Annotated in this window: 12 protein-coding genes; 11 read left to right on the top strand and 1 reads right to left on the bottom strand. The window is 61.2% G+C overall.

Going from position 1 to position 20,793, the window contains the following annotated elements; translation table 11 throughout:
* Positions 1–101: 101 nt before the first annotated feature.
* Positions 102–7,823: a LysM peptidoglycan-binding domain-containing protein gene (locus tag ACY3GB_RS05630; protein WP_463087886.1), complete on the top strand. Its 7,722-nt coding sequence runs from the start codon at positions 102–104 to the stop codon at positions 7,821–7,823.
* A 57-nt stretch (positions 7,824–7,880) separates the two neighbouring features.
* On the opposite strand, the gene ACY3GB_RS05625 is transcribed toward ACY3GB_RS05630, so the two are convergent.
* Positions 7,881–8,237 (bottom strand): hypothetical protein, encoded by a 357-nt coding sequence (locus tag ACY3GB_RS05625; RefSeq protein ID WP_463087885.1) that lies wholly within the window; start codon positions 8,235–8,237, stop codon positions 7,881–7,883.
* 142 nt (positions 8,238–8,379) lie between these two features.
* Here ACY3GB_RS05625 and ACY3GB_RS05620 point away from each other — a divergent pair, with 142 nt between their 5' ends.
* The 10 genes from ACY3GB_RS05620 to zapE all read left to right on the top strand — a co-directional run bounded on the left by ACY3GB_RS05620 (position 8,380) and on the right by zapE (position 20,792).
* Complete coding sequence (locus tag ACY3GB_RS05620) at positions 8,380–9,324, top strand: chemotaxis protein (RefSeq protein WP_463087884.1); 945 nt, start codon at positions 8,380–8,382, stop codon at positions 9,322–9,324.
* A gap of 196 nt (positions 9,325–9,520) precedes the next feature.
* On the top strand, positions 9,521–10,264 hold the full coding sequence (locus ACY3GB_RS05615; RefSeq protein ID WP_463087883.1) for a (Fe-S)-binding protein: 744 nt from the start codon (positions 9,521–9,523) through the stop codon (positions 10,262–10,264).
* Positions 10,261–10,959, top strand: coding sequence for a LutC/YkgG family protein (locus ACY3GB_RS05610; protein ID WP_463087882.1), 699 nt, complete (start codon positions 10,261–10,263; stop codon positions 10,957–10,959). The genes ACY3GB_RS05615 and ACY3GB_RS05610 overlap by 4 nt, the downstream gene beginning before the upstream one ends.
* Positions 10,956–12,413, top strand: a complete 1,458-nt coding sequence (locus tag ACY3GB_RS05605; protein ID WP_463087881.1) for a LutB/LldF family L-lactate oxidation iron-sulfur protein — start codon at positions 10,956–10,958, stop codon at positions 12,411–12,413. Before ACY3GB_RS05610 ends, ACY3GB_RS05605 begins: the two co-directional genes overlap by 4 nt.
* Positions 12,410–15,226, top strand: a complete 2,817-nt coding sequence (locus tag ACY3GB_RS05600) for an FAD-binding and (Fe-S)-binding domain-containing protein (protein ID WP_463087880.1) — start codon at positions 12,410–12,412, stop codon at positions 15,224–15,226. The genes ACY3GB_RS05605 and ACY3GB_RS05600 overlap by 4 nt, the downstream gene beginning before the upstream one ends.
* 126 nt (positions 15,227–15,352) lie before the next feature.
* The gene (locus ACY3GB_RS05595; RefSeq protein ID WP_463087879.1) at positions 15,353–16,978 is read left to right on the top strand and encodes a lactate permease LctP family transporter; all 1,626 of its coding nucleotides are present in this window, start codon (positions 15,353–15,355) and stop codon (positions 16,976–16,978) included.
* Between the two features lie 146 nt (positions 16,979–17,124).
* Entirely contained in the window at positions 17,125–18,015 is an 891-nt protein-coding gene (gene cysM / locus ACY3GB_RS05590) for a cysteine synthase CysM (RefSeq protein WP_463087878.1), read from the top strand.
* 76 nt (positions 18,016–18,091) lie between these two features.
* On the top strand, positions 18,092–18,703 hold the full coding sequence (gene yfcF, locus ACY3GB_RS05585) for a glutathione transferase (RefSeq protein ID WP_463087877.1): 612 nt from the start codon (positions 18,092–18,094) through the stop codon (positions 18,701–18,703).
* Positions 18,704–18,755: 52 nt separating this feature from the next.
* Entirely contained in the window at positions 18,756–19,538 is a 783-nt protein-coding gene (locus ACY3GB_RS05580; protein ID WP_463087876.1) for a substrate-binding periplasmic protein, read from the top strand.
* Between the two features lie 90 nt (positions 19,539–19,628).
* Positions 19,629–20,792, top strand: a complete 1,164-nt coding sequence (gene zapE / locus ACY3GB_RS05575) for a cell division protein ZapE (RefSeq protein ID WP_463087875.1) — start codon at positions 19,629–19,631, stop codon at positions 20,790–20,792.
* The last annotated feature ends 1 nt before the right edge of the window (position 20,793 follow it).

Genomic DNA, 20,793 nt, shown 5'->3' with positions numbered 1-20,793 from the left:
CCACCCGCACCGACTACGACGCCTTCGGCAATGCCCGCGCCGTCACCCGCTACGCCAACGCCGTCGATCCGGCCACGCTGCAGGTCGGCGTTTTGCCGACCGTGACCGCCGACGCCAAGCGCGATGCCGTCAGCCGGGTCGACTACGACGCGCTGGGCCGGCAGACCCGGATCACCGACGCCGAAGGCGGCGTCGAGAGCATGACGTATGACGCCTTCGGCAACAAGGCGACGTACACCAATCAGCTGGGCGCGGTGTTCAGCTACGACTACGACGCCGCTGGCCACGTGCTGAAGGAAACCGGCCGCGATGGCGCGGCCGTCCTGAGCACCAAGCGCTTCGAATACGACGCCTTCGGCAACCGCACGCTGCAAGTGGAGGCGGAAGGGCAGCCGGAACAGCGCCGCACCGCCTACGGCTACGACAGCCTGAACCGCCTGGTCAGCCAGAGCGGCGACGCGGTGAAGATCTACACGCTGGACAAAGGCGAGCAGAACAACGTCAGCCCGACCGAAACCCGGCGCTACGACGCGGCCGGCAACCTGGTGGAATTCGTCGACGCCAATGGCAACGTCACCCGCACCGCCTACGACAGCCAGAACCGCAAGGTGAGGGAGCGCAACGGCGACGGCTACGTCACCGCCTGGGCCTACGACGGCGCCGGCAACGTCATCGAGCAACGCATGTACGCCACCGCGGTGGGCCTGCCCGCCGATGGCAGCGCGCCGCAGCCGGCGGATGGCAACTGCCGCGTCACCAAGTTTGAGTACGACAACAACAACCGGCTCACGCGCACTATCGTGCCGAATCAAACAGTGGGTATGCGTGATGCGGGGGACGGCAAATACAAAATCAAAACCCAAGACCTTGTAGCGGCCAAGCAGTATGACGCCAACGGCAACGTGGCGAAAGAGACCGACGCCCGCGGCAACAGCGTATATCGCTGGTTCGACCGTGCCGGCCGCAAACTGCTGGAAGTGGACGCTGCCGGTTATGCCACCGCCTGGGCCTACAACAGCGCGGGCAAACAGGTGCGGGAAACGCATTACGCCAATGCGGTGAGCGTGCCGGGCGACGCCGCCACGCTGGAGCAGATGCAGGCGCTGCTGAAGCCGAATGCTGGCGATGACCGCATCAGCGAATTCGACTACGACCAGATGGGGAGGGTGGCAGAAGAGCGCCGGTTGAACGTACAAATCTCCGCCGACGATGGCGTCAGCGACGCCCGCGGCGTGGTGCGCACTCAGTACCACTACAACGGACTGGGCCTGGTCGACCAGAAGACTGATGCCAAGAACGGCGTCACCGACATCGGCTACGACAAGCTGGGCCGCGAGATCCATCGCGAAGAAGCTGCCTTCGCCAATCAAGCCGGCCAGATGGTGCGGCCGACCACCGACACCGCCTACAACGGCCTCGGCCAGGCGACGCAGGTGCGCAAAGCGGGTATCGACAGCGTGTTCAGCGAGACCCATTACGGCGCCGGCGGCCGCGCCGACTGGAGCAAGGATGCCGAAGGCAACGTCACCTGGTACGACTACGACGCCGTCGGCAACGTCAGCCGCACCCGGCGCGACCGCAAGGAAGCGGCCGGCGGCCAGGACGTCACGCTATACGCTTACACCGCCGCCAAGCAGCAGAGCGTCAAGCAGGACGCCGGCAGCGGCCTGATCAGCGAAACCCGCTACAACGCCTGGGGCCAGGTGACCAACAAGCGCACCAGCGTCAACCGCCAGGGCGACTGGCAGGAGTTCAGCGAATACGACGGCGCTGGCCGACTGACGAAAGGCAACACGGGTGGCGTGACCAAACTATACGGCTATGATGCCAACGGCAATGCGACATTGACGGTTGAGTCCGGAGGTGGTGGCAGCGACGAGCTGCGAGGCATAAGCCTGGATCAAGTCATGGCAGTGGTTGAGAAGCGTATCGACCATCAGACGCCGATGGATAACTTGCGTTTGACAGTGACCGACTACGATGCGCGCAACAAGCAGGTTGCCACGTATCAACCGTTGATGACCAATGCGCGCCAACAGTCCAGTGTGCAAGTGGAACGCTGGATTAGCGTCAAGCCTCAAGCGAATAACGGAGCGGTGGTGACGATGGGGCCGATTGGCAAGCAGTTGCCGCCGGATTCCAATCCGTTGTTAGCTGGAGTGGTAGCATATATCGGTACTGAACCACAGGGATGGCCGCTTACTGGTGTTGTAAAGACATATGGTATTGTTGGATTGCCGGACAGTGCGGATAAAGTAATCTTATTTTATAGGGGCTGGGGTAATGTAACTAAAAAGAATTCTGATTCTTGGGCAGTCGGTTCTCAGAGTTATCCCATTCAATCTTCTAATGGTAGGTATGTTCCGCTTGGATCAATGGATGGTTTTTTTGCTATGCCTGGAATGCAGGAGTTTTATTATGTAGTATTAGATGCTAGTGGTAATTCCATTGCCTCATCATATGGTGTTTTGAAGCATGGTCAGAGTGAGGTTAAACAATTTGATCAGATAAGTAGAGCTGGTAATTTTCCATATTCATTTTACAAGTATGGTGTTGGAATTCCAAGTATCACAAACTTTGGTAGTGGAACGAAGGCGGTCCCTCCGGGGCCTGACTCTGTATATTTTGGATTTGGCGAACCTTCTAGCGGAGCTCGGATTAGATTTAGGACGAGTAATGGTGCTTGGGGAGGCTATCAGAATGTCACTATGTCTGAGATTGGTGGGGTGTATAAATTTATTTTGGATGGAATTGCTCTGCCTGCTGGAGGGGAGTATCAATATCAAATAGATTCGTTGAATAGCAGTGGGGGTGTGCAGAATACTTATACAGGCGAGTTTTCGCCTGGTGCACGAATATTTACTCAGCCTTGTTTGCTAAAAAATGCTATTCAGCAGTTGCATTTCTTGGAGCCGACTGGCCTGGCGGTGAAAGGGGTGATTCGCTATCGCGTGAAAGGGACAGATAACTACACCGTTTCTTCTCTATTGCGAGATGAGCGTGGCGGGTTCTATTGGAATGCGGCGGGCGAATTACTGTTGCCAATGGGAGATCCTGCGCATTACGAGTATCAGTATGAGCTATTGAGTGATCAAGGTCCGGCCGTTTCACGAGGCAGCGGTGAGGTGGTGCTTTCTATTCCGGTAAGTAGCATTCCGCTTCCTCGAGATGCAAGAGCATCAAGATTAGATTTCTCTTACAGAAAACTGGGTGATACTGGCCCATTTATTCAAGAGAGTTGGGTTGTTGACTATTGGTTAGGTCCAAAGGATACGATTTTTCAAGATGGTTCAGCTAGCAAGTATGAGTACAAATATGAGGCTTATACTGAAAATGTTGATCTTACGAAGTATCCATTTGTTACTACACGCACATCTTATGGAACATATAGCGGTATCGCCACATTTGGTGGCGAGAATCGAATTATCCGAAATGATTCGCTTCCATTGCCGTTGAGCGTAACGTTTTCCACGGATCGCAAAGATGCTGCGCAGCTGAGTCTGTCGTATCGAACTAAGGGCAGCAATGCTGAATGGAAACAAATAACCTTGCCCGGCACCGTGCAGAGCGGGTTTTTGTTCAATGTCGATAGCCTGGCTGTAGGCGATTACGAGTATAGCTACCAGTTGCGCGATAGCAGCGGTAGTGTTTTGCGTGATGCCGACGGGGGTGTGATCAATATGTCGGGTTATCTGCATCGAGGTGGGGCGCAGGAGGAAACCTCGGCTGACAACCTGCATTGGGTTTTGCTGGGGGTGTCGGATAAGGAGGCATCGGTTACCCGTCGTCAGCATTACAACGCATTTGGCGAAGTCGATAGCGAAACCGATGGCGAACAGAACACGACACGTTACAGCTACAGTACCGCAGGCAAGCTGCTGAGCAAGCAAGACCCGCAAGTTAGTGTCACATTGGAAAATGGGCAAAAGCAGACAGTGTCGCCGCTGACTCAGTACCGTTACGATGCAATGGGTAATACCGTGGCCGTCATCGATGCCAATGGCCACCAGAACCGGCAGCGTTGGTTGGCTGGCAGCCAGGACGGCCAGGGCAAGGTATCTGACGAATGGCATGCGGATGGTGGCGACAAGCAGACGGGTAGCCACAAGGCGATGTCATACGATGCTCTGGGCAATTTGCGTAGCAGCAGCGATGAGCTTAGTCGTACCACCAGCTACAGTTATGATCGGCTGGGACATCTCAAGCGGATCAATCGCGCGGGCGGCGGGTATGACGAATACGACTATGACAGCGCCGGCCAGCGCATTGCCCACCGCACGACCAGCACCGGCAGCGATGTCTTGCAGGATGCGACCAGCTATGACAGTCTGGGACGCGTACTTGAAACCATAAGTGCGGCGCAGCGCCATACTCGTTATAGCTATCAGTGGGATGCTTCATTGTTGGGCGCGGGCGGCACTGTGGTGGGGGGGTGGCGCACCGTGACCACCAATGCCAACAATCAGACGCAGCAGGACGCCGTCAACTTGTTTGGCCTGAAGGTGGCGCATGTCGACCTTGGCAATCACAGTTTTACTTATCAGTACAACGCTGCGGGACAAATCAGCAGCCAGAGCGGGAGCACTGGGCAGAATATTGTTTATCGTTATTACGGCAATGGCTATTTAAAGAGCCTGGAAGACAGCGCTACTAACAGCAATACGCTCTATGAATACGATAAAGATGGTCGCAAAATCTTTGAGGGTTACACCACCCTGAGCAATCAAAGCCCTAGGGTGTTCCAGTACGCTGATATTACTTATGACGAGCTGGGGCGTGTTACACAGATCAAGGATGCTAAGTTCCTGACTCGTTATGAATATGATGCGGTAGGTAACCGGCGCCGTGTTTACGCCGAGTATTCTGATGGCGTGAACGGTAGTAGGCAGACGCAGGATAACTGGTATCGCTACGACCAAATGAACCGTTTCACCATCAGTATGGGCAAGTTGGAAAACGGGCAGATTACGCGTGGTGGCGTAGGTAGCGACGGTGTGGAGGTACAGTATGACGCGGCAGGGCAGCGTCGTGTCGTGATTAATGCCAAGGATGGCACCTCGGAGAAGTACTCGTATACCGATAATGGTTTCCTGGCTGATGTCACGATCAATGATAAGTCGGCAGCGCGGCGGGTAAATGACTTGTTGGGTCGTACTGCCGAGTACACCAGTTATCGTTGGGACGGCGATGGTGGGCAAAATAGCAAGACGACGACAACTTATGATGCTGACAATAAGATCAAGCATCAAGTCGTTGATGATGCCACCACCGATTATGATCTGATGGCCGATGGTACGGTGAAGACGACTACGCAGGTCAGCAAAGGCACCACCACGACTACTTATTACGGTTATGAATGGTGGGACGAAGCCAAGCAGTCCACCATCACTGCTCAGCCGTACAATAAAGATGCGCCAGGCTGGCGTTCTGGTATTTCCCATCTGACTTATGACATTAATGGCCATTTGAAAATGGCTATTGACGAAGAGAAGCATAGAAGCTTGAGCTACATCAATAATGCTCAAGGCTTGGTATTGCAGCGGGATGAATCCAGTGATAGCGGGGTCTTCAAGAGTCAGAGCTATTACTATCTGGATGGCAAGCAGGTTGGCGCGGTAGGCAATGATGGGCCGGCAAGAGTGGATTATGCCAAGCAACTTGCGCAGATTGGGCTTGGAAATAAAAAGGACCAGTATCGTTTTGGTGTAGCAGTGAGTAGCGCTGATTTTGATCAGAACTACGAACCGATCGGCCCCAATTACCCGGGACAAACGCCAGGCAGCGTCACCGTGCGCGAAGGCGACACGCTGCAAGTGATCGCCGCCAATCTGTGGGGCGACCGCTCGCTGTGGTATCTGCTGGCCGACGCCAACGGCCTGCAAGGCACGGAAGCGCTGAAGGCCGGCCAAGTGCTGCGGGTGCCGAACAAGGTCACCAACTTCCACAACAACAGCGGCACGTATCGGGTTTATAGCCCGGGCGAAGCGATAGGCGACGTGACGCCGACGCTGCCGGAACCGCCGCCGCCCCCGTCGAGCGGTGGCGGTGGTTGCGGCGGCTTCGGGATGATTCTGGTCGCGGTGGTGGCTGTGGTGGCTGTGGTGTTTACTGCAGGGGCCTTGGCGCCACTGTTGGCCCCAACCTTGGTAAGCACGGCCGGTGTCATGGCATCGGGGATGGCGGTGCTGACGAGCGCAAGTACTTTAGGTGCATTGGCTGCTGCGGGCATTGCTGGTGCGGTCGGCTCTATCGTTAGCCAAGGCGTCGCGATGGCGATGGGCATGCAGGACAAGTTCTCATGGGGACAAGTCGGTTTGTCAGCCTTCTCTACCGCGGCTACTGCCGGATTAGCCGGCGGGTATGGGTCATCTGCTTTTGCCGGCAAGGAGCTGGGCGCTACCGTCGCGCGAACGATGGCCGTGAATGCGGCTACGCAGGGCGCGGCGATGGCAATGGGCTTGCAGAAATCGTTTAACTGGACTTCCGTGGCAGCTTCAGGTGTTGCTAGTTGGGCCACTGCTCCTATAGAGCCCGCTAATAATGCCGATTTCATGGGGCGGATTGGGTACGGTATGTTGAAGGGAATGAGTTCAAATGCTGTGGAGTCGGTTTTGGAAAAGAATCATGGTCCGGATTGGCATAATCTGGCATTGAGTGCGTTTGGTAGTGCTCTTGGTAATGAGTTGGCTGGATATTTGGCTAAGTCTAATGTAGATGCGGCGGTGCAGGCCAAGGCAAGTGTCATTCTGCAGGGAGCCAGGCAATCGGCCAAATCGGCTGATGGTGTATTGGATGGTGAAAAGGAAGCGGTATACCAGAAAACGCTATTACACACAGACAAAGAGACTGCGCTAAAGCTGGCGAGTTTTGTCGATGTTCGGCGAGCAGCGGATGCGCTGACTGAAAAGATCGATGCAAATCCAGATTCTGCTGATGTGGATGATTGGAGAAGGACCCGATCGGTATTTACCGCTGCTTTATTGGGTAAGGATGTTTATTTTGACCCTAAGGAAGGCATGAAAGAGCTATTGCCGATGGGCGTTGTGCGTATGAATGATAGTGATTTGTCGCGAGATGGCATTCACTTGAGAGTGTCGGATTTTTCAAATGATGCCGGTTATAGTTCTGCATTGTATAAGACAAGCTTTGAGGGTGGTGCTGGATATTATTATGTTAATCGTGGATCGGAGTTGCATTGGAATGACTGGATTACTAATGGTTTGCAGAGCTCTGGGTTTTCGGAGGATCAGTTTAAGCAAGCTATTGGGAACGCAAGAATAATCAATCAAGATCTGGATGGGAATGTGACTTTTGTTGGGCATTCGCTAGGGGGTGGCCTGGCGGCTGCGCAAGCTATGGCAGTTGCGAATGGCCGTGCGATTACGTTTAACGCAGAGAATGTTAGCAATGGTACTGTACGGCGCTATGGTTTGTCTGATGTAAATACTAATTCGCGCATCGCAGCTTTTTATGTGAATGGGGAGATTCTGTCGCGTTTGCAGGATAATCCTTTAATTGCTGCTTTCAATCTGTATGTAGGTACGCCATATAAAATCGGGGCCGCTCTTTTTGGGGTGGTTGGGGATTTGGTTCAGGGGAGGTTGCCAGAATTTTCTAGTTTTGGTCTGAATTTTTTGGCATCCGCGCCAGGGCAGCGTATAGAGTTGCAGTCTCTAGATGAGCAAGGGCAGCCATTAGGGTATGGTAGCAGGTTGATATCGACGGGAAGTTTGCATGGGATGGACTTTGTTCTTCCTGCGCTATCGCACGCAACTGATGCTAATGGAGTATTGCCCAGACAGGCATTGCAGGCGGTACGCTAAGTCAAGAGAAAGATAAAGCTTAATGATAAAAGCGTGTATCTGAAGTCTTAGTCTTGATCAAGGTAGATTGAGCCCGTAGCTTGGGCTAAGTTTGCGAAGCTCAACGTTCACCGCGATATATGACGATCGATATTTGTGCGGTCGTGGTTTTTCTCGGTAAATGTTGGGCTTCACTTCGTTCAGCCCAAGATACGGTGCCTGGCATGATCCATCACATAAGCGGCGTATCCCTTTAATGGCGCTGCCCGTTTTCTTTTGGGTCAAGAACTCCTTAACAAATTTAGTAGCAAGCCAGGAGCAGAACATGTCGAGGGTGATGGCGCGTGTGGAGGAAGAGCCGCTGTATCTCGTAGCTCGTTGGTTGGGCTGAACTTTTGAAGCCCAACGTTCACCGTGAATCAGCTTGCCCGACATTTCAACTATCCTGAAGAAGAATGTGCTTCATTTTTAATGTCATTGGCATTGCTGGATAATATTCATTTACCATTAATGGCTGGTCTAGCTAATTTTGGATTTTTGCTATAAAGATATACTGTCTTTTGCAAGGAGTTGCGCGATGTCCGACCTGCTGAAAAAAATTGACGCCCGAACCAAGCTGGCCGGCACCAACAAGCTGGAAATCCTGCTGTTTTCGCTGGGCGACGATCAGCGCACCGGCCGTAAGGAGGTATTCGGCATCAATGTGTTCAAGGTGCGCGAGGTGATGCGCACGCCGGAAATCACCACCGCGCCGGAGATGCCGGCCTCGGTGGAGGGCATGGTCAGCCTGCGCGGCGCGCTGGTGCCGGTGATCGACTTGGGGAAATACACCGGCATCGTGACGGCCAAGCGTCCGGAAATCATGATCATCACCGAGTACAACGGCCATACCCAGGGTTTCCTGGTGGAAACGGTGGATACCATATTGCGGCTGGACTGGTCGGCGATGCGGGTGCCGCCGGACATGATCACCAACCGGATGGCGGGGCTGGTCACCGCGGTCACGGAGTTGGAGAACGGCACGCTGGTGATGATGATGGACGTGGAGAAGGTGCTGGCCGAAACCTGCCTGTCGGACGAAACCCAGAACTATATCTCCATCGAGCCGGTGAAGGAGGACAGGCACATCTTCTTCGCCGACGACAGCGCGGTGGCGCGCAAGCAGATCGAACGCACGCTGGACGCGATGCATATCCGCTATTCATCGGAAATGAACGGCATGCGCGGCTGGGAAACCCTGCAGAAGATGGCGCAGCAGGCCGAGGCGGCGGGCCAGAAGCTGAGTCAGGTGCTGCACCTGATCCTGACCGATGTGGAAATGCCGGAAATGGACGGCTACATGTTGACCAAGATGATCAAGGACGACGCGCGTTTCGCCGGCATTCCGGTGCTGATGCATTCGTCGCTGTCCGGCATGGCCAACAAGAAGCTGGGCGAGTCTGTCGGCGTGGACGCTTATGTGTCCAAGGACGAGCCGCAGAAGCTGGCCAGCAAGCTGCGCGAGATGCTGTTGCTGGAATAGCGCCCATGCGGCGCGTCGCCCGGCAGGGACGCGCCACCCATTCCTGCCCGCCTGCATACCGATCCGGGACGCAGGACCCCGTTCAGCCCTCTTAACTCTCTTCCCGGTGCCTTCTTGTCATATTGACGAACTCAAGCATTCACTCTAAAGTGGTTTTCATAAGAATAATTGGTCTTACCAATTTACAAAGGAAGCCATGAAGACGCCTGCCGACGTTTACCTGTTCGGCACCTGTCTGCTCGACCTGTTCCTGCCGGAAGCTGGCCTAGACGCCATTGCCCTGCTGGAAGGCCTGGGCGTGCGGGTGCATTTCCCCCAGGCCCAAAGCTGCTGCGGCCAGCCGGCCTATACCAGCGGCCATCCCAAGGAGGCGCTGGCCGTGGCGCGCGCGCAACTGGCCTGTTTCCCGGAAGACTGGCCCGTCGTGGTGCCGTCCGGCTCCTGCGGCGGCATGATCCAGCACCACTGGCCGCGCCTGTTCGCCGGCGAGGCGGATGAGAGGGCAGCCTGCGCCATCGCGGCGCGGGTGGTGGAGTTTTCCGATTTCCTGCTCAATCATCTGGATTGGCGGCCGCAAGACCTGGGCGCGCCGGTCAAGGTGGCGGTGCATATCTCCTGTTCGGCGCGGCGCGAGATGAACGTGCACAAGACCAGTTGGGCCTTGGTGGACCGGCTGCAGAATGTCGAGCGCGTGGTGCATGATCATGAATCCGAATGCTGCGGCTTCGGCGGCACGTTCTCCATCAAGCATCCGGACATCGCCGGCGCGATGGTGGCGGACAAGGCCCAGTCGCTGCAGGACAGCGGCGCGGTGGAGTTCGTCACCGCCGACGGCGGCTGCCTGTTGAATATCAACGGCAAGCTCGGCCAGTGCGGCAGCGGTTTTAAGGGCCGCCATCTGGCCAGCTTTCTGCTGGAACGCACCGGAGGCAAGCGATGAGCGCCCGCGCCTCCATCTTGCAAAAGCTGCGCGCCGCGCCCAGGCAGGAGCGCGCGCGGCCGGACCTGGCCGGCCATTTCCAGCATTTCGCGGCCAAGGACGATGAGATTGCCCGCCTGCGCCATTGGGCGGCGATGATGCGTTCGGTGAAAACCGACATTCTGTGGACGCGCGAGGCGGAGTGGGACTCAGCGCTGGCCGGTTGGCTGGCCGCGCATCCGCAAGATTCCATCCTGTTGTCCGTCACGCCGCATGGCCGGCGGCTGGCGCAATGCCTTGAGGGCAGGGAGGATGCGCCGCGCATCGTCTGGTTCGAGCGCGAGGTGGATGGCTGGAAGGCGGAGCTGTTCGACATCGCCGCCGGTTTTACCGCCGCGCGCTGCGGCATCGCCGCCACCGGCACGCTGGCCTTGTGGCCGGACGAGAAAGAGCCGCGCACCATGAGCCTGGCGCCGCCTCTGCATATCGCCTTGTTCGACGCCGCCACGCTGTACCCGGATTTTTACTCGGCGATGAAGGGCGAGAATTGGGCCGCCGGCATGCCCACCAACGCCTTGCTGATCTCCGGTCCGTCCAAGACCGCCGACATCCAGCAGACGCTGGCTTACGGCGCGCACGGCCCGCGCGAGCTGCTGGTGCTGGCCGTGCTGCCGCCGCACATCGCCATCCATGACGTGGAAGGAGATGGGCGATGAGCGAGCACAAGATCACCGTCTACCCGTCGCGCGCCTTCAAGGACAACGCCAGGCTGGCGCTGACCGACGACAAGCTGCGGCAAAGCCTGCGCGGATCGATGGACTTTCTGATGGCCAAGCGGCTGGCATCGTTTCCGGACGAGGCGGAGCTGTCCGCCTTGCGCACGCTGGGCGAGGGCATACGCCAGCGCTGCCTGTCCCGGCTGCCGGCGCTGCTGGAACAACTGGAAGACAAGCTGACGGCAAATGGCGTGAAAGTGCACTGGGCGGAGACGGCGGAGGAGGCCAACCGCATCATCCATGGCATCGTTGAAGCCAGGCGAGGCACGCTGATGGTCAAGGGCAAATCGATGGTCAGCGAGGAGGTGGAGCTTAACCATTACCTGGCCGAGCGGGGCGTAGAGGCGGTGGAGAGCGATATGGGCGAGTACATCGTCCAGCTGGCCGGGGAAAAACCCACCCACATCATCATGCCGGCCATCCACAAGACCAAGCAGGACATCGCCCAGCTGTTTCACGAACAGCTGCCGGACACGCCGTATACCGAGGACGTGGACGCGCTGATCCAGATCGGCCGCCGCGTGCTGCGCCGCAAGTTTTTGGAAGCCGATGTCGGCCTGTCCGGCGTCAACTTCGCCGTGGCCGAAACCGGCACGCTGTGCCTGGTGGAGAATGAGGGCAACGGCCGCATGTGCACCACGGTGCCGGACGTGCACGTCGCCATCACCGGCATTGAAAAAGTGGTGGAAAAGCTGGAGGACGTGGTGCCGCTGTACAGCCTGTTGACCCGTTCCGCCATCGGCCAGCCCATCACCACTTATTTCAATATGATCAGCGGTCCGCGCAGGCCGGGCGAGAAGGACGGCCCGCGCGAGGTGCATCTGGTGCTGCTGGACAACGGCCGCAGCCAGGCTTACGCCGACGAGCAGTTGCGCAAGACGCTGCAATGCATACGCTGCGGCGCCTGCATGAACCATTGTCCGGTCTACACCCGCATCGGCGGCCACGCCTACGGCACCACCTATCCGGGGCCGATAGGCGAGATCATCTCGCCGCATCTGATGGGGCTGGAAAACACCCGCGACCTGCCCACCGCGTCCAGCCTGTGCGGTGCCTGCGGCGAGGTGTGTCCGGTGCGGATTCCGATTCCGGAGATGCTGATGCGGCTGCGCGAGGAGAGCCAACGCCCGGCCGGAGAGCGGGTGGCGCATCCGCTGCGCGGCCAGGGCGCGGCGGCCAGCGGCGCGGAGCGCATGGCCTGGGCCGGATGGCGGCTGGTCAATGCCTCGCCCAAGCTGTACCGGATGTTTGGCTGGGCGGCGACGCGGCTGCGCAAGCACGCGCCGAAAAATCAGCTGGGCTGGACGCAAAACCATCTGCCGCTGACGCCGGCGTCCAAAACGCTGCATGAGCTGCTGCGCGAGCGCGAGGCGAGCAAGGGGAAATCCACATGACGCCCGCCCACGCCGATTTTCTGCAGGATTTGCGCCAAACCATGCCGGCGGCGCGCATTTTCACCGACCCATTGTCCACGCTGGCCTACGGCACCGACGCCAGCTTCTACCGCTTGCGGCCGCAAATCGTCGCCCGGGTGGAGGACGAGGGCGAGGTGGCGGCGCTGCTGCGGCTGGCCAGATTGCATCGCGTCGCCGTTACCTTCCGCGCCGCCGGCACCAGCCTGTCCGGCCAGGCGGTCAGCGACTCGGTGCTGGTTCTGCTGGGCGACGGTTTCAACCGCGGCGAAGTGCTGGACGGCGGCGCGCGCATTCGTCTCAAGCCCGGCATGATAGGCGCGCACGCCAACGCGCTGCTCTCGCCGTTCGGCCGCAAGATCGGCCCCGATCCGGCGTCGATCAACACCGCCAAGATAGGCGGCATCGCCGCCAACAACTCCAGCGGCATGTGCTGCGGCACCCGCGACAACAGTTACCACACCATGCAGGCGATCCGGCTGCTGCTGCTCGACGGCGCCGCGCTGGATACCGCCGACCCGGCCAGCGCGGCGGCCTTCCGCGAATCGCACGCCGATCTGCTCGACGGCCTGGCGCAGCTGTCGCGCCAACTGGCCGGCGATCCGCAGCTGGCGGAGCGGGTGCGCCGCAAGTATCGGCTGAAGAACACCACCGGCTACGGCATCAACGCCTTGCTGGACTTCGCCGATCCGGTGGACATGCTGGCGCACTTGATGATCGGCTCCGAAGGCACCTTGGGTTTCATTTCCGAGATCACTTTCCACACCGTGGCCGAGCATCCGCACAAGGCGTCGGCGCTGGTGCTGTTCGACGACCTGGAGCGCTGCTGCCGCGCGGTATCGGCCTTGAGCGCGGCGCGCGACGCCTGCGGCGTGTCGGCGGTGGAACTGATAGACAGCCGCAGCATCCGCGCGGTGCAGGGCAAGCCGGGATTGCCGGATTTTCTCTATCAACCGGTGGGGGCGGACAGCGCCTGCCTGCTGATCGAGCTGAGAGCGGAAAGCGAGGCCCGGCTGGACGGGCATTCCGCCGCGATCGAGCGGCTGCTGGCCGATTACCAGCCGCGGGTGTCCAGCGGCTTCAGCCGCGACGCGCGCGAATGCGAAAGCTACTGGGCGCTGCGCAAGGGGCTGTTTCCGGCGGTGGGCGCGGCGCGGCCGGTGGGCACCACGGTGGTGATCGAGGACGTGGCCTTTCCCATCTCTCAGTTGGCCGACGGCGTGGCCAAGCTGACCGCGCTGTTCGACAAGCACGGCTACGACGAGGCGCTGCTGTTCGGCCACGCGCTGGACGGCAATCTGCACTTCGTGTTCGCGCCCGGTTTCGAGAGCCCCGCGGAGGTGGACCGCTACGAGGCTTTCATGCAGGACGTCAGCGATCTGGTGGCCGGCGAGTACGACGGCTCGCTGAAGGCCGAGCACGGCACCGGCCGCAATGTGGCGCCTTTCGTGCGCCAGGAGTGGGGCGACGCCGCCTGGCACATCATGCGCCGCATCAAGGCCTTGTTCGATCCGGACGGCCTGCTCAATCCCGGGGTGATCATCACCGACAACGACAGGCTGCACCTGGAGAACCTGAAGCCGATGCCGGCGGCGGACGCGCTGGTGGACCGCTGCACCGAGTGCGGCTTCTGCGAGCCGGCCTGCCCCTCGCACGGGCTGACGCTGAGCCCGCGCCAGCGCATCGTCGCCTGGCGGCGCATCCGCCAGCTGGAACGCGACGGCGAGGGCGCGATGGAGCTGACGGCGCTGAAGTCCGGCTACCGCTACCGCGCCGTCGATACCTGCGCCGCCACCGGCATGTGCGCGACCCGTTGTCCGGTGGGCATCAACACCGGCCTGCTGATGAAAAAATTGCAGGGCCCGAGCCGGCGTCCCGTACTGGCCGGCTTCGCCGCGCGGCATATGGGCTGGATGACGGCGGCGGCGCGGACCGGCTTGCGGCTGGCGCATCTGGCCGGCGCGCGGCGCTTGAACGAGTGGACGCGCCGCCAGCCGGGCGAGCGCAAGGTGATTCCGCTGATCCCGGCCTGCCTGCCGCGCGCCGCCGCGCCGCTGCCCCGCTTGTCCGGCGACGGCGAGCCGGTGGTGCTGTTCGTCAGTTGCGTCAACCGCGCGCTGGCGGAAGGCGAGGGCGGTGAGTCCGCCGCCGTCCATACGCTGAATCTGCTGCGCCGCGCCGGTTTCGCGCCGGTCTATCCGCCCGGCCATGAAGGCCTGTGCTGCGGCCAGCCTTTCGCCTCGGCCAACGCGGCCGGCGCTTTGGCCTTCAGCCAGGCGTCGTTGAACGAGGCTTTGCTGCAAGCGAGCGGCGATGGCCGCCACCCGGTGTATCTCGACAACAGCCCGTGCGCGGCCCGCGTCAAGCAGGCGCAGGCCGAGGGCTTGCTGGACCCGCGCTTGCAGCTGTTCGATGCTGCCGGCTTCCTGGCGGAAAAAGTTCTGCCGCGGCTGAGCATCGCCCGGCGCCTGCCGCAACTGGCGCTGCATATTCCATGCAGCGCGACGGCGATGGGCGCGGCTGGAAGCTTGAAACAACTGGCCGCCAGTTGCTGCGACGCGCTGACTGTGCCGGACATCGCCTGCTGCGGCTTCGCCGGCGACAAGGGCTTCACCGTGCCGGAATTGAACGCCCACAGCCTGAGGAGACTGAAGCCGGCCTTGCCGGATGCCTGCCGCCACGGCGTGTCGATGAGCCGCACCTGCCAGATCGGCCTGACCGAGCACGGCGGGATTCCTTACGCCAGCATCGAGGCGTTGCTGGATTTCTGCACCCACCCAAGCGGTCCGTCATGAAGACCGCCTTTTCAACGCTGATGTAAACCCAAGAAACGCAAGCCAGTCCTGCCATGCCGAAACGATCCCGTTCATCGGCAGGGGAGCGGCTGCGCCTGCTAAACCAGGAATGAGGAGAAGCTTCACATGCAAGGAATCTGGACCCAACAGTACTTTCCCGCCGGCGGCCCCGCGCTGTCGGCGCTGATGGCGGCGCTGCCCATCGCCTTTTTCTTTGTCGCGCTGGCGGTGCTGCGATTAAAGGGCCATGTCGCCGGCACGCTGACGGTGCTGATCGCGCTGGCGGTGGTCATCCTGTTTTACGGCATGCCGGCGCAAATGGCGCTGGCGGCCGCGGCCTTCGGTTTCGGCTACGGCTTGTGGCCGATCGCCTGGATCATCATCGCCGCGGTGTTCCTGTACAAGATCACGGTCAAGACCGGGCAGTTCGACATCATCCGCGCCTCGGTGCTGTCGGTGACCGAGGACCAGCGGCTGCAGATGTTGCTGGTGGGCTTTTCCTTCGGCGCCTTTCTGGAGGGCGCGGCCGGCTTCGGCGCGCCGGTGGCCATCACCGCCGCGTTGCTGGTGGGGCTGGGTTTCAATCCGCTGTACGCGGCCGGGCTGTGCCTGATCGCCAACACCGCGCCGGTGGCCTTCGGCGCGATGGGGATACCGATCATCGTCGCCGGGCAGGTGACGGGGCTGGACCCGTTCCTGATCGGCGGCAAGGCCGGCCACCAGCTGCCCATCCTGTCGCTGATCGTGCCGTTTTGGCTGGTGATGATGATGGACGGCCTCAAGGGCGTGCGCCAGACCTGGCCCGCCATCCTGGTGGCCGGCGCCTCGTTCGCCGCCACCCAGTTTTTCACCTCCAACTACATCGGGCCGGAGCTGCCGGACATCACCTCGGCGCTGGTCAGCCTGATCTGCCTGACGCTGTTTCTGAAAATGTGGCAGCCGGCCGAAATCTTCACCTTCAACGGCCGCCGCGCGCCGTCGGCTCGGCAGGCGAGCGGCTTCAGCCTGGGACAGATCGCGCGCGCCTGGAGCCCGTTTTTGATCCTGACCGCGCTGGTGACGGTGTGGAGCGTCAAGCCTTTCAAGGCCTTGTTCATCAAGGGCGGCGCGTTGGAGGGCTGGATCTGGAAGCTGCATGTGCCGGGGCTGGACAAGCTGGTGCTGAAGACCGCGCCCATCGTCGCGCATGAAACGCCGTACGAGGCGCTGTACAAGTTCGACATCGTCTCCGCCGTCGGCAGCGCCATCTTCCTGTCCGCGTTGCTGTCCATGGCGCTGCTGAAATTCCGCCCGGCCGACGGCTTGCGCGCGCTGGGCGAGACGCTGGTCGAGCTGCGCCGGCCGATATGGTCGATAGGCATGGTGCTGGCTTTCGCCTTCGTCGCCAATTATTCCGGCATGTCGAGCACGCTGGCGTTGTGCCTGGCCGGCACCGGCCAGGCGTTTCCGTTCTTCTCGCCGTTCCTGGGCTGGCTGGGCGTGTTCCTGACCGGTTCCGACACCTCGTCCAACGCGCTGTTTTCCGCCTTGCAGGCGGCCACTGCGCACCAGCTGGGTGTCTCGGACGTGCTGTTGGTGGCGGCCAACACCACCGGCGGCGTCACCGGCAAGATGATTTCGCCGCAGTCCATCGCCGTGGCCTGCGCGGCGGTGGGGCTGATAGGGAAGGAGGCGGATCTGTTTCGCTTCACACTGAAGCATAGCCTGATCTTCTGTGGCTTCGTAGGCCTGCTGACCTGGCTGATGGCCTAGCTGGGCTGACGCCGTTTCTCCGCGCGGCGGCAAGCGCCGCCGCGGGGCGGACTGTCCGGTTACCGATGGTTATTAGATTAGAAATAACGATTTCGCATCTGCTGATAGCCAATCGATATAATGGGGCCAGTTCAGGGAGATTCTTTGTGTACAAGCATCTGGAAGATTTCGTCGGCGGCACGCCGCTGGTCCGCCTCAAGCGCCTGCCGGGTGACAACGGCAATGTGATTCTGCTGAAGCTGGAAGGCAACAATCCGGCCGGGTCGGTGAAAGACCGGCCGGCGCTGTCGATGATCCGCCGCGCCGAGCGCCGCGGCGACATCCGGCCCGGCGACACGTTGATCGAGCCCACCAGCGGCAACACCGGCATCGCGCTGGCGATGGCGGCGGCGATGATGGGCTACCGCATGGTGCTGATCATGCCGGAGAATTCCAGCGCCGAGCGGGTGCAGGCGATGCGCGCTTACGGCGCCGAGGTGATCCTGACGCCGGCCGCCGGTTCGATGCCGGCGGCGATAGACCTGGCGCGCAGCATGGAGGCGGCCGGCGAGGGCCGCATCCTCGACCAGTTTTCCAACCCGGACAACCCACAGGCGCATTACGAGGGCACGGGGCCGGAAATCTGGGAAGAAACCGAAGGCAAGATCACCCACTTCGTGTCCAGCATGGGCACCACCGGCACCATCATGGGCACCGGCCGCTTTCTGAAGGAGAAGAATCCGGCCATCCGCATCGTCGGCGTGCACCCGGAGCCAGGCAGCCAGATCGCCGGCATCCGCAAATGGGAAGACCCGTACGTGCCCAAGATATGCGATTTTTCCCGCATCGACGAGATCCTGCATGTCGGCCAACAGGAGGCGGAAGACACCGCCCGATTGCTGGCGCGGCGCGAGGGCATCCTGGCCGGCCCGTCTTCCGGCGGCGCGCTGGCGGTGGCGCTGCGGCTGAACGCGCAGTTGACCGGCGCGGTGATCGTGTCGGTGGTGTGCGACCGCGGCGACCGCTACCTGTCCACCGGATTGTTCGACCGCGTTTGACGCAGTGTCGCCGCTTGCCGGCTTGGCAGCCGGGCCGGCGGCGATTAGCATGGCATTTTGTTCGAAAGATGCCGATATGCTGAAACTCTACGTCGATCAGGATTTCTTCAGTCCCTACGCGATGGCCGCCTTCGTCGCGCTGACTGAAAAGGGCCTGCCTTTCGAGGTCCTCACCCGCGACCTCGCCGCAGGCCAGCAGTTCGAGCCTGGCTACCGCGCGCAGTCACTGACCTCCCGGGTGCCGACCTTGGTGGACGGCGATTTCGCGCTCAGCGAATCGTCGGCCATCATCGAGTACCTGGAAGACGCCTATCCCGACACCCTGCGCGTGCTGCCCGCCGATTTGAAAGCCCGCGCCCGCGCGCGCCAGCTGCAGGCCTGGCTGCGCAGCGACCTGCTGCCGCTGCGCGACGAACGCAGCACCGAGACGGTGTTCGGCCGCAAGCCGGCTTTGCCGCTGGGCGAGGCGGCGCGCAAGGCGGCGGACAAGCTGATCGCGGTGGCCGAGGCGCGGGTGCCGGCGGATGGCGGCAACCTGTTCGGCGACTGGTGCGTGGCGGACGCGGAACTGGCGCTGCTGTTGAAGCGGCTGACGGCGGAGGAGCTACCTCCCAGCTTGTCCGCTTACGCCGAGCGGCAGTGGCTGCGGCCGTCGCTCGTCGCCTGGCGCGCCAGGCAGGCTCGCTGAGCCGGCCCCGCCCGCTCTATACTGCGGCTAAAGAAGAGAGGGGACGGGGACGATGGGGATCGCGAAGACGGGTGCCAGGCTGTGGGCCGGCCTGCTGCTGGCCTGCGCCGGCGCGCAGGCGCAGGCGGCGTCGCGCGATCTGTATTTCGTCACCCAGTTGTTTCCTCCCTTCATCACCCAGGATGCCGACGGCAGGCTGGATGGCGCGCTGGTGGCGATTCTGCGCGAGGCCTGCCGGCGCTCTTCATGGAATTGCACCATCCAGGCCATGGTGTGGAAGCGAGCCTTGCTGACGGTCAGCCAGGGCGGAGCCGACGGTCTGGTGCTGGCGCAGGACGCGCCGGAGCGGCGGGCGGTGATGGAGCTGTCCAAGCCGGTGCTGGCAAGCAGCTACGGCCTGTACGCGAAAACGAACAGCCCCTTGCGCTACCGCCAGCCTGGCGATCTCGCCGGCAAAACCGTGGCGGTGTATGGACCGTCGCTGTCGCAGACCAATAGCGAGCGGCTGATCCAGGGGGTGGCCGGCGCGAACCTGGCCGTGGAGCTGGACCCGGAGACGGTGCTGCGCAAACTGGCGGCGGGCCGTTACGGCGATAACGCGGTGGGGTTCTCCAACGACGACGTCGCCCGCTATTGGATCAAGCGCGACGGCCTGGGCAATTTGCGCAAGCTGGCTGAGGTCAAGCAGCTGACGTATCTGTACGGCTTCACCCGCAGCCGGGTGAAGCCCGGCATGCTGGAAACGTTCAACATGGCGCTGGACGGCATGTGCCGCGACGGCAGCCTGGCCCGGCTGGCCGCGCCGTCTGGCATCCGATTGGCCACCTGCCGCTGAATGCGGCAAGGACGGGTCAAAGCGGTTATCATTCAGGGATTCCCTCGCCGCCAGCGGCGGCGCCAAACGCAGCGCAGAACAAGCATAACCATGTCGCAACACGCATTCTCTCCGGACGAGAACGTCCATTGCAGCCCCAAGGGCTGGTACCAGCTGGCCAGCGAGAAACCCGGTTTCATCCATGACGAGGCCCAGGCCGCGGCCATCGAGCGACTGGACCGGCTGTGGCACGAACTGGTGGATTTCAAGACCAAGCGCAACCGTTTCCTGGGCCGCAGCCTGAGAAGCCCGGACGTGCCGCGCGGCCTGTATTTCTGGGGCGGGGTGGGGCGCGGCAAGAGCTTCCTGATGGACGCGTTCTACGCCTGCGTGCCGTATCGCCGCAAGCGCCGCATCCACTTCCACAATTTCATGGCGGAAACCCACCGCGAGCTGCGCAAGTTCGCCGGCGGCAAGGACCCGCTGCTGGCCTACGCCGACGAGATCGCCAAGTCGACGCGGCTGCTGTGCTTCGACGAGTTCCACGTGTCGGACATCGCCGACGCGATGATTCTGGGCCGGCTGCTGTCGGCGCTGATCGAGCGCGGCGTGGTGGTGGTGACCACCTCCAATTACGCGCCGGACGATCTCTACCCGGGCGGCCTGCAGCGGCAGAACTTCCTGCCGACGATAGAACTGATCAAACGCGAGATGGACGTGCTCAACGTGGACGGCGGGCATGATTACCGGCTGCGCGAGCTGACGCGGGAGCCCTTGTTCATGGTGCCGGCGGATGAAGCCAGCGAGCGGAAGATGGAGCAGTTGTTCCACAAAGTGGGCACGGGCGCTGACCTGCCGCAAAAGAGCATCACCGTGCTGGATCGCGAGATCGAGGTCAGACGGATGTCGCCGGGCGTGATCTGGTTCGACTTCATTGCCTTGTGCGACGGCCCGCGCGCGCAGACCGACTACCTGGAAATAGCCAGCGAATACCACACGGTGTTTGTGTCCGGCATTCCCCGGCTGACGGCCAAGCAGGCGTCCATCGCCCGCCGGTTCACCTGGCTGGTGGATGTGTTCTACGACAACCGCGTCAAGCTGATCGCCTCGGCCGACGCGCCGCCGGAAGAGATCTATACGGAAGGCCTGCAATCCGGCGAGTTCTTCCGCACCGCCAGCCGGCTGACCGAGATGCAGTCCAAGAGCTATCTGGAACTGCCGCACCAGTCGATGGCGCAAAGCCACGACCAGCCGCCGCCGGGCGTGGCGCTGTAAG

The sequence above is a fragment of the Chromobacterium sp. Ag138 genome, from assembly GCF_055181315.1.
This window is presented reverse-complemented; position numbering and strand designations above follow the sequence as displayed.

Bases quoted from the DNA above. Each gene is read 5' to 3' on its own strand.
- ACY3GB_RS05625 (WP_463087885.1), bottom strand. From the start codon at position 8,237: ATGTCGGGCAAGCTGATTCACGGTGAACGTTGGGCTTCAAAAGTTCAG.
- ACY3GB_RS05620 (WP_463087884.1), top strand. From the start codon at position 8,380: ATGTCCGACCTGCTGAAAAAAATTGACGCCCGAACCAAGCTGGCCGGC.
- ACY3GB_RS05580 (WP_463087876.1), top strand. From the start codon at position 18,756: ATGGGGATCGCGAAGACGGGTGCCAGGCTGTGGGCCGGCCTGCTGCTG.
- yfcF (WP_463087877.1), top strand. From the start codon at position 18,092: ATGCTGAAACTCTACGTCGATCAGGATTTCTTCAGTCCCTACGCGATG.
- ACY3GB_RS05605 (WP_463087881.1), top strand. From the start codon at position 10,956: ATGAGCGAGCACAAGATCACCGTCTACCCGTCGCGCGCCTTCAAGGAC.
- ACY3GB_RS05600 (WP_463087880.1), top strand. From the start codon at position 12,410: ATGACGCCCGCCCACGCCGATTTTCTGCAGGATTTGCGCCAAACCATG.
- ACY3GB_RS05595 (WP_463087879.1), top strand. From the start codon at position 15,353: ATGCAAGGAATCTGGACCCAACAGTACTTTCCCGCCGGCGGCCCCGCG.
- zapE (WP_463087875.1), top strand. From the start codon at position 19,629: ATGTCGCAACACGCATTCTCTCCGGACGAGAACGTCCATTGCAGCCCC.
- ACY3GB_RS05615 (WP_463087883.1), top strand. From the start codon at position 9,521: ATGAAGACGCCTGCCGACGTTTACCTGTTCGGCACCTGTCTGCTCGAC.
- ACY3GB_RS05610 (WP_463087882.1), top strand. From the start codon at position 10,261: ATGAGCGCCCGCGCCTCCATCTTGCAAAAGCTGCGCGCCGCGCCCAGG.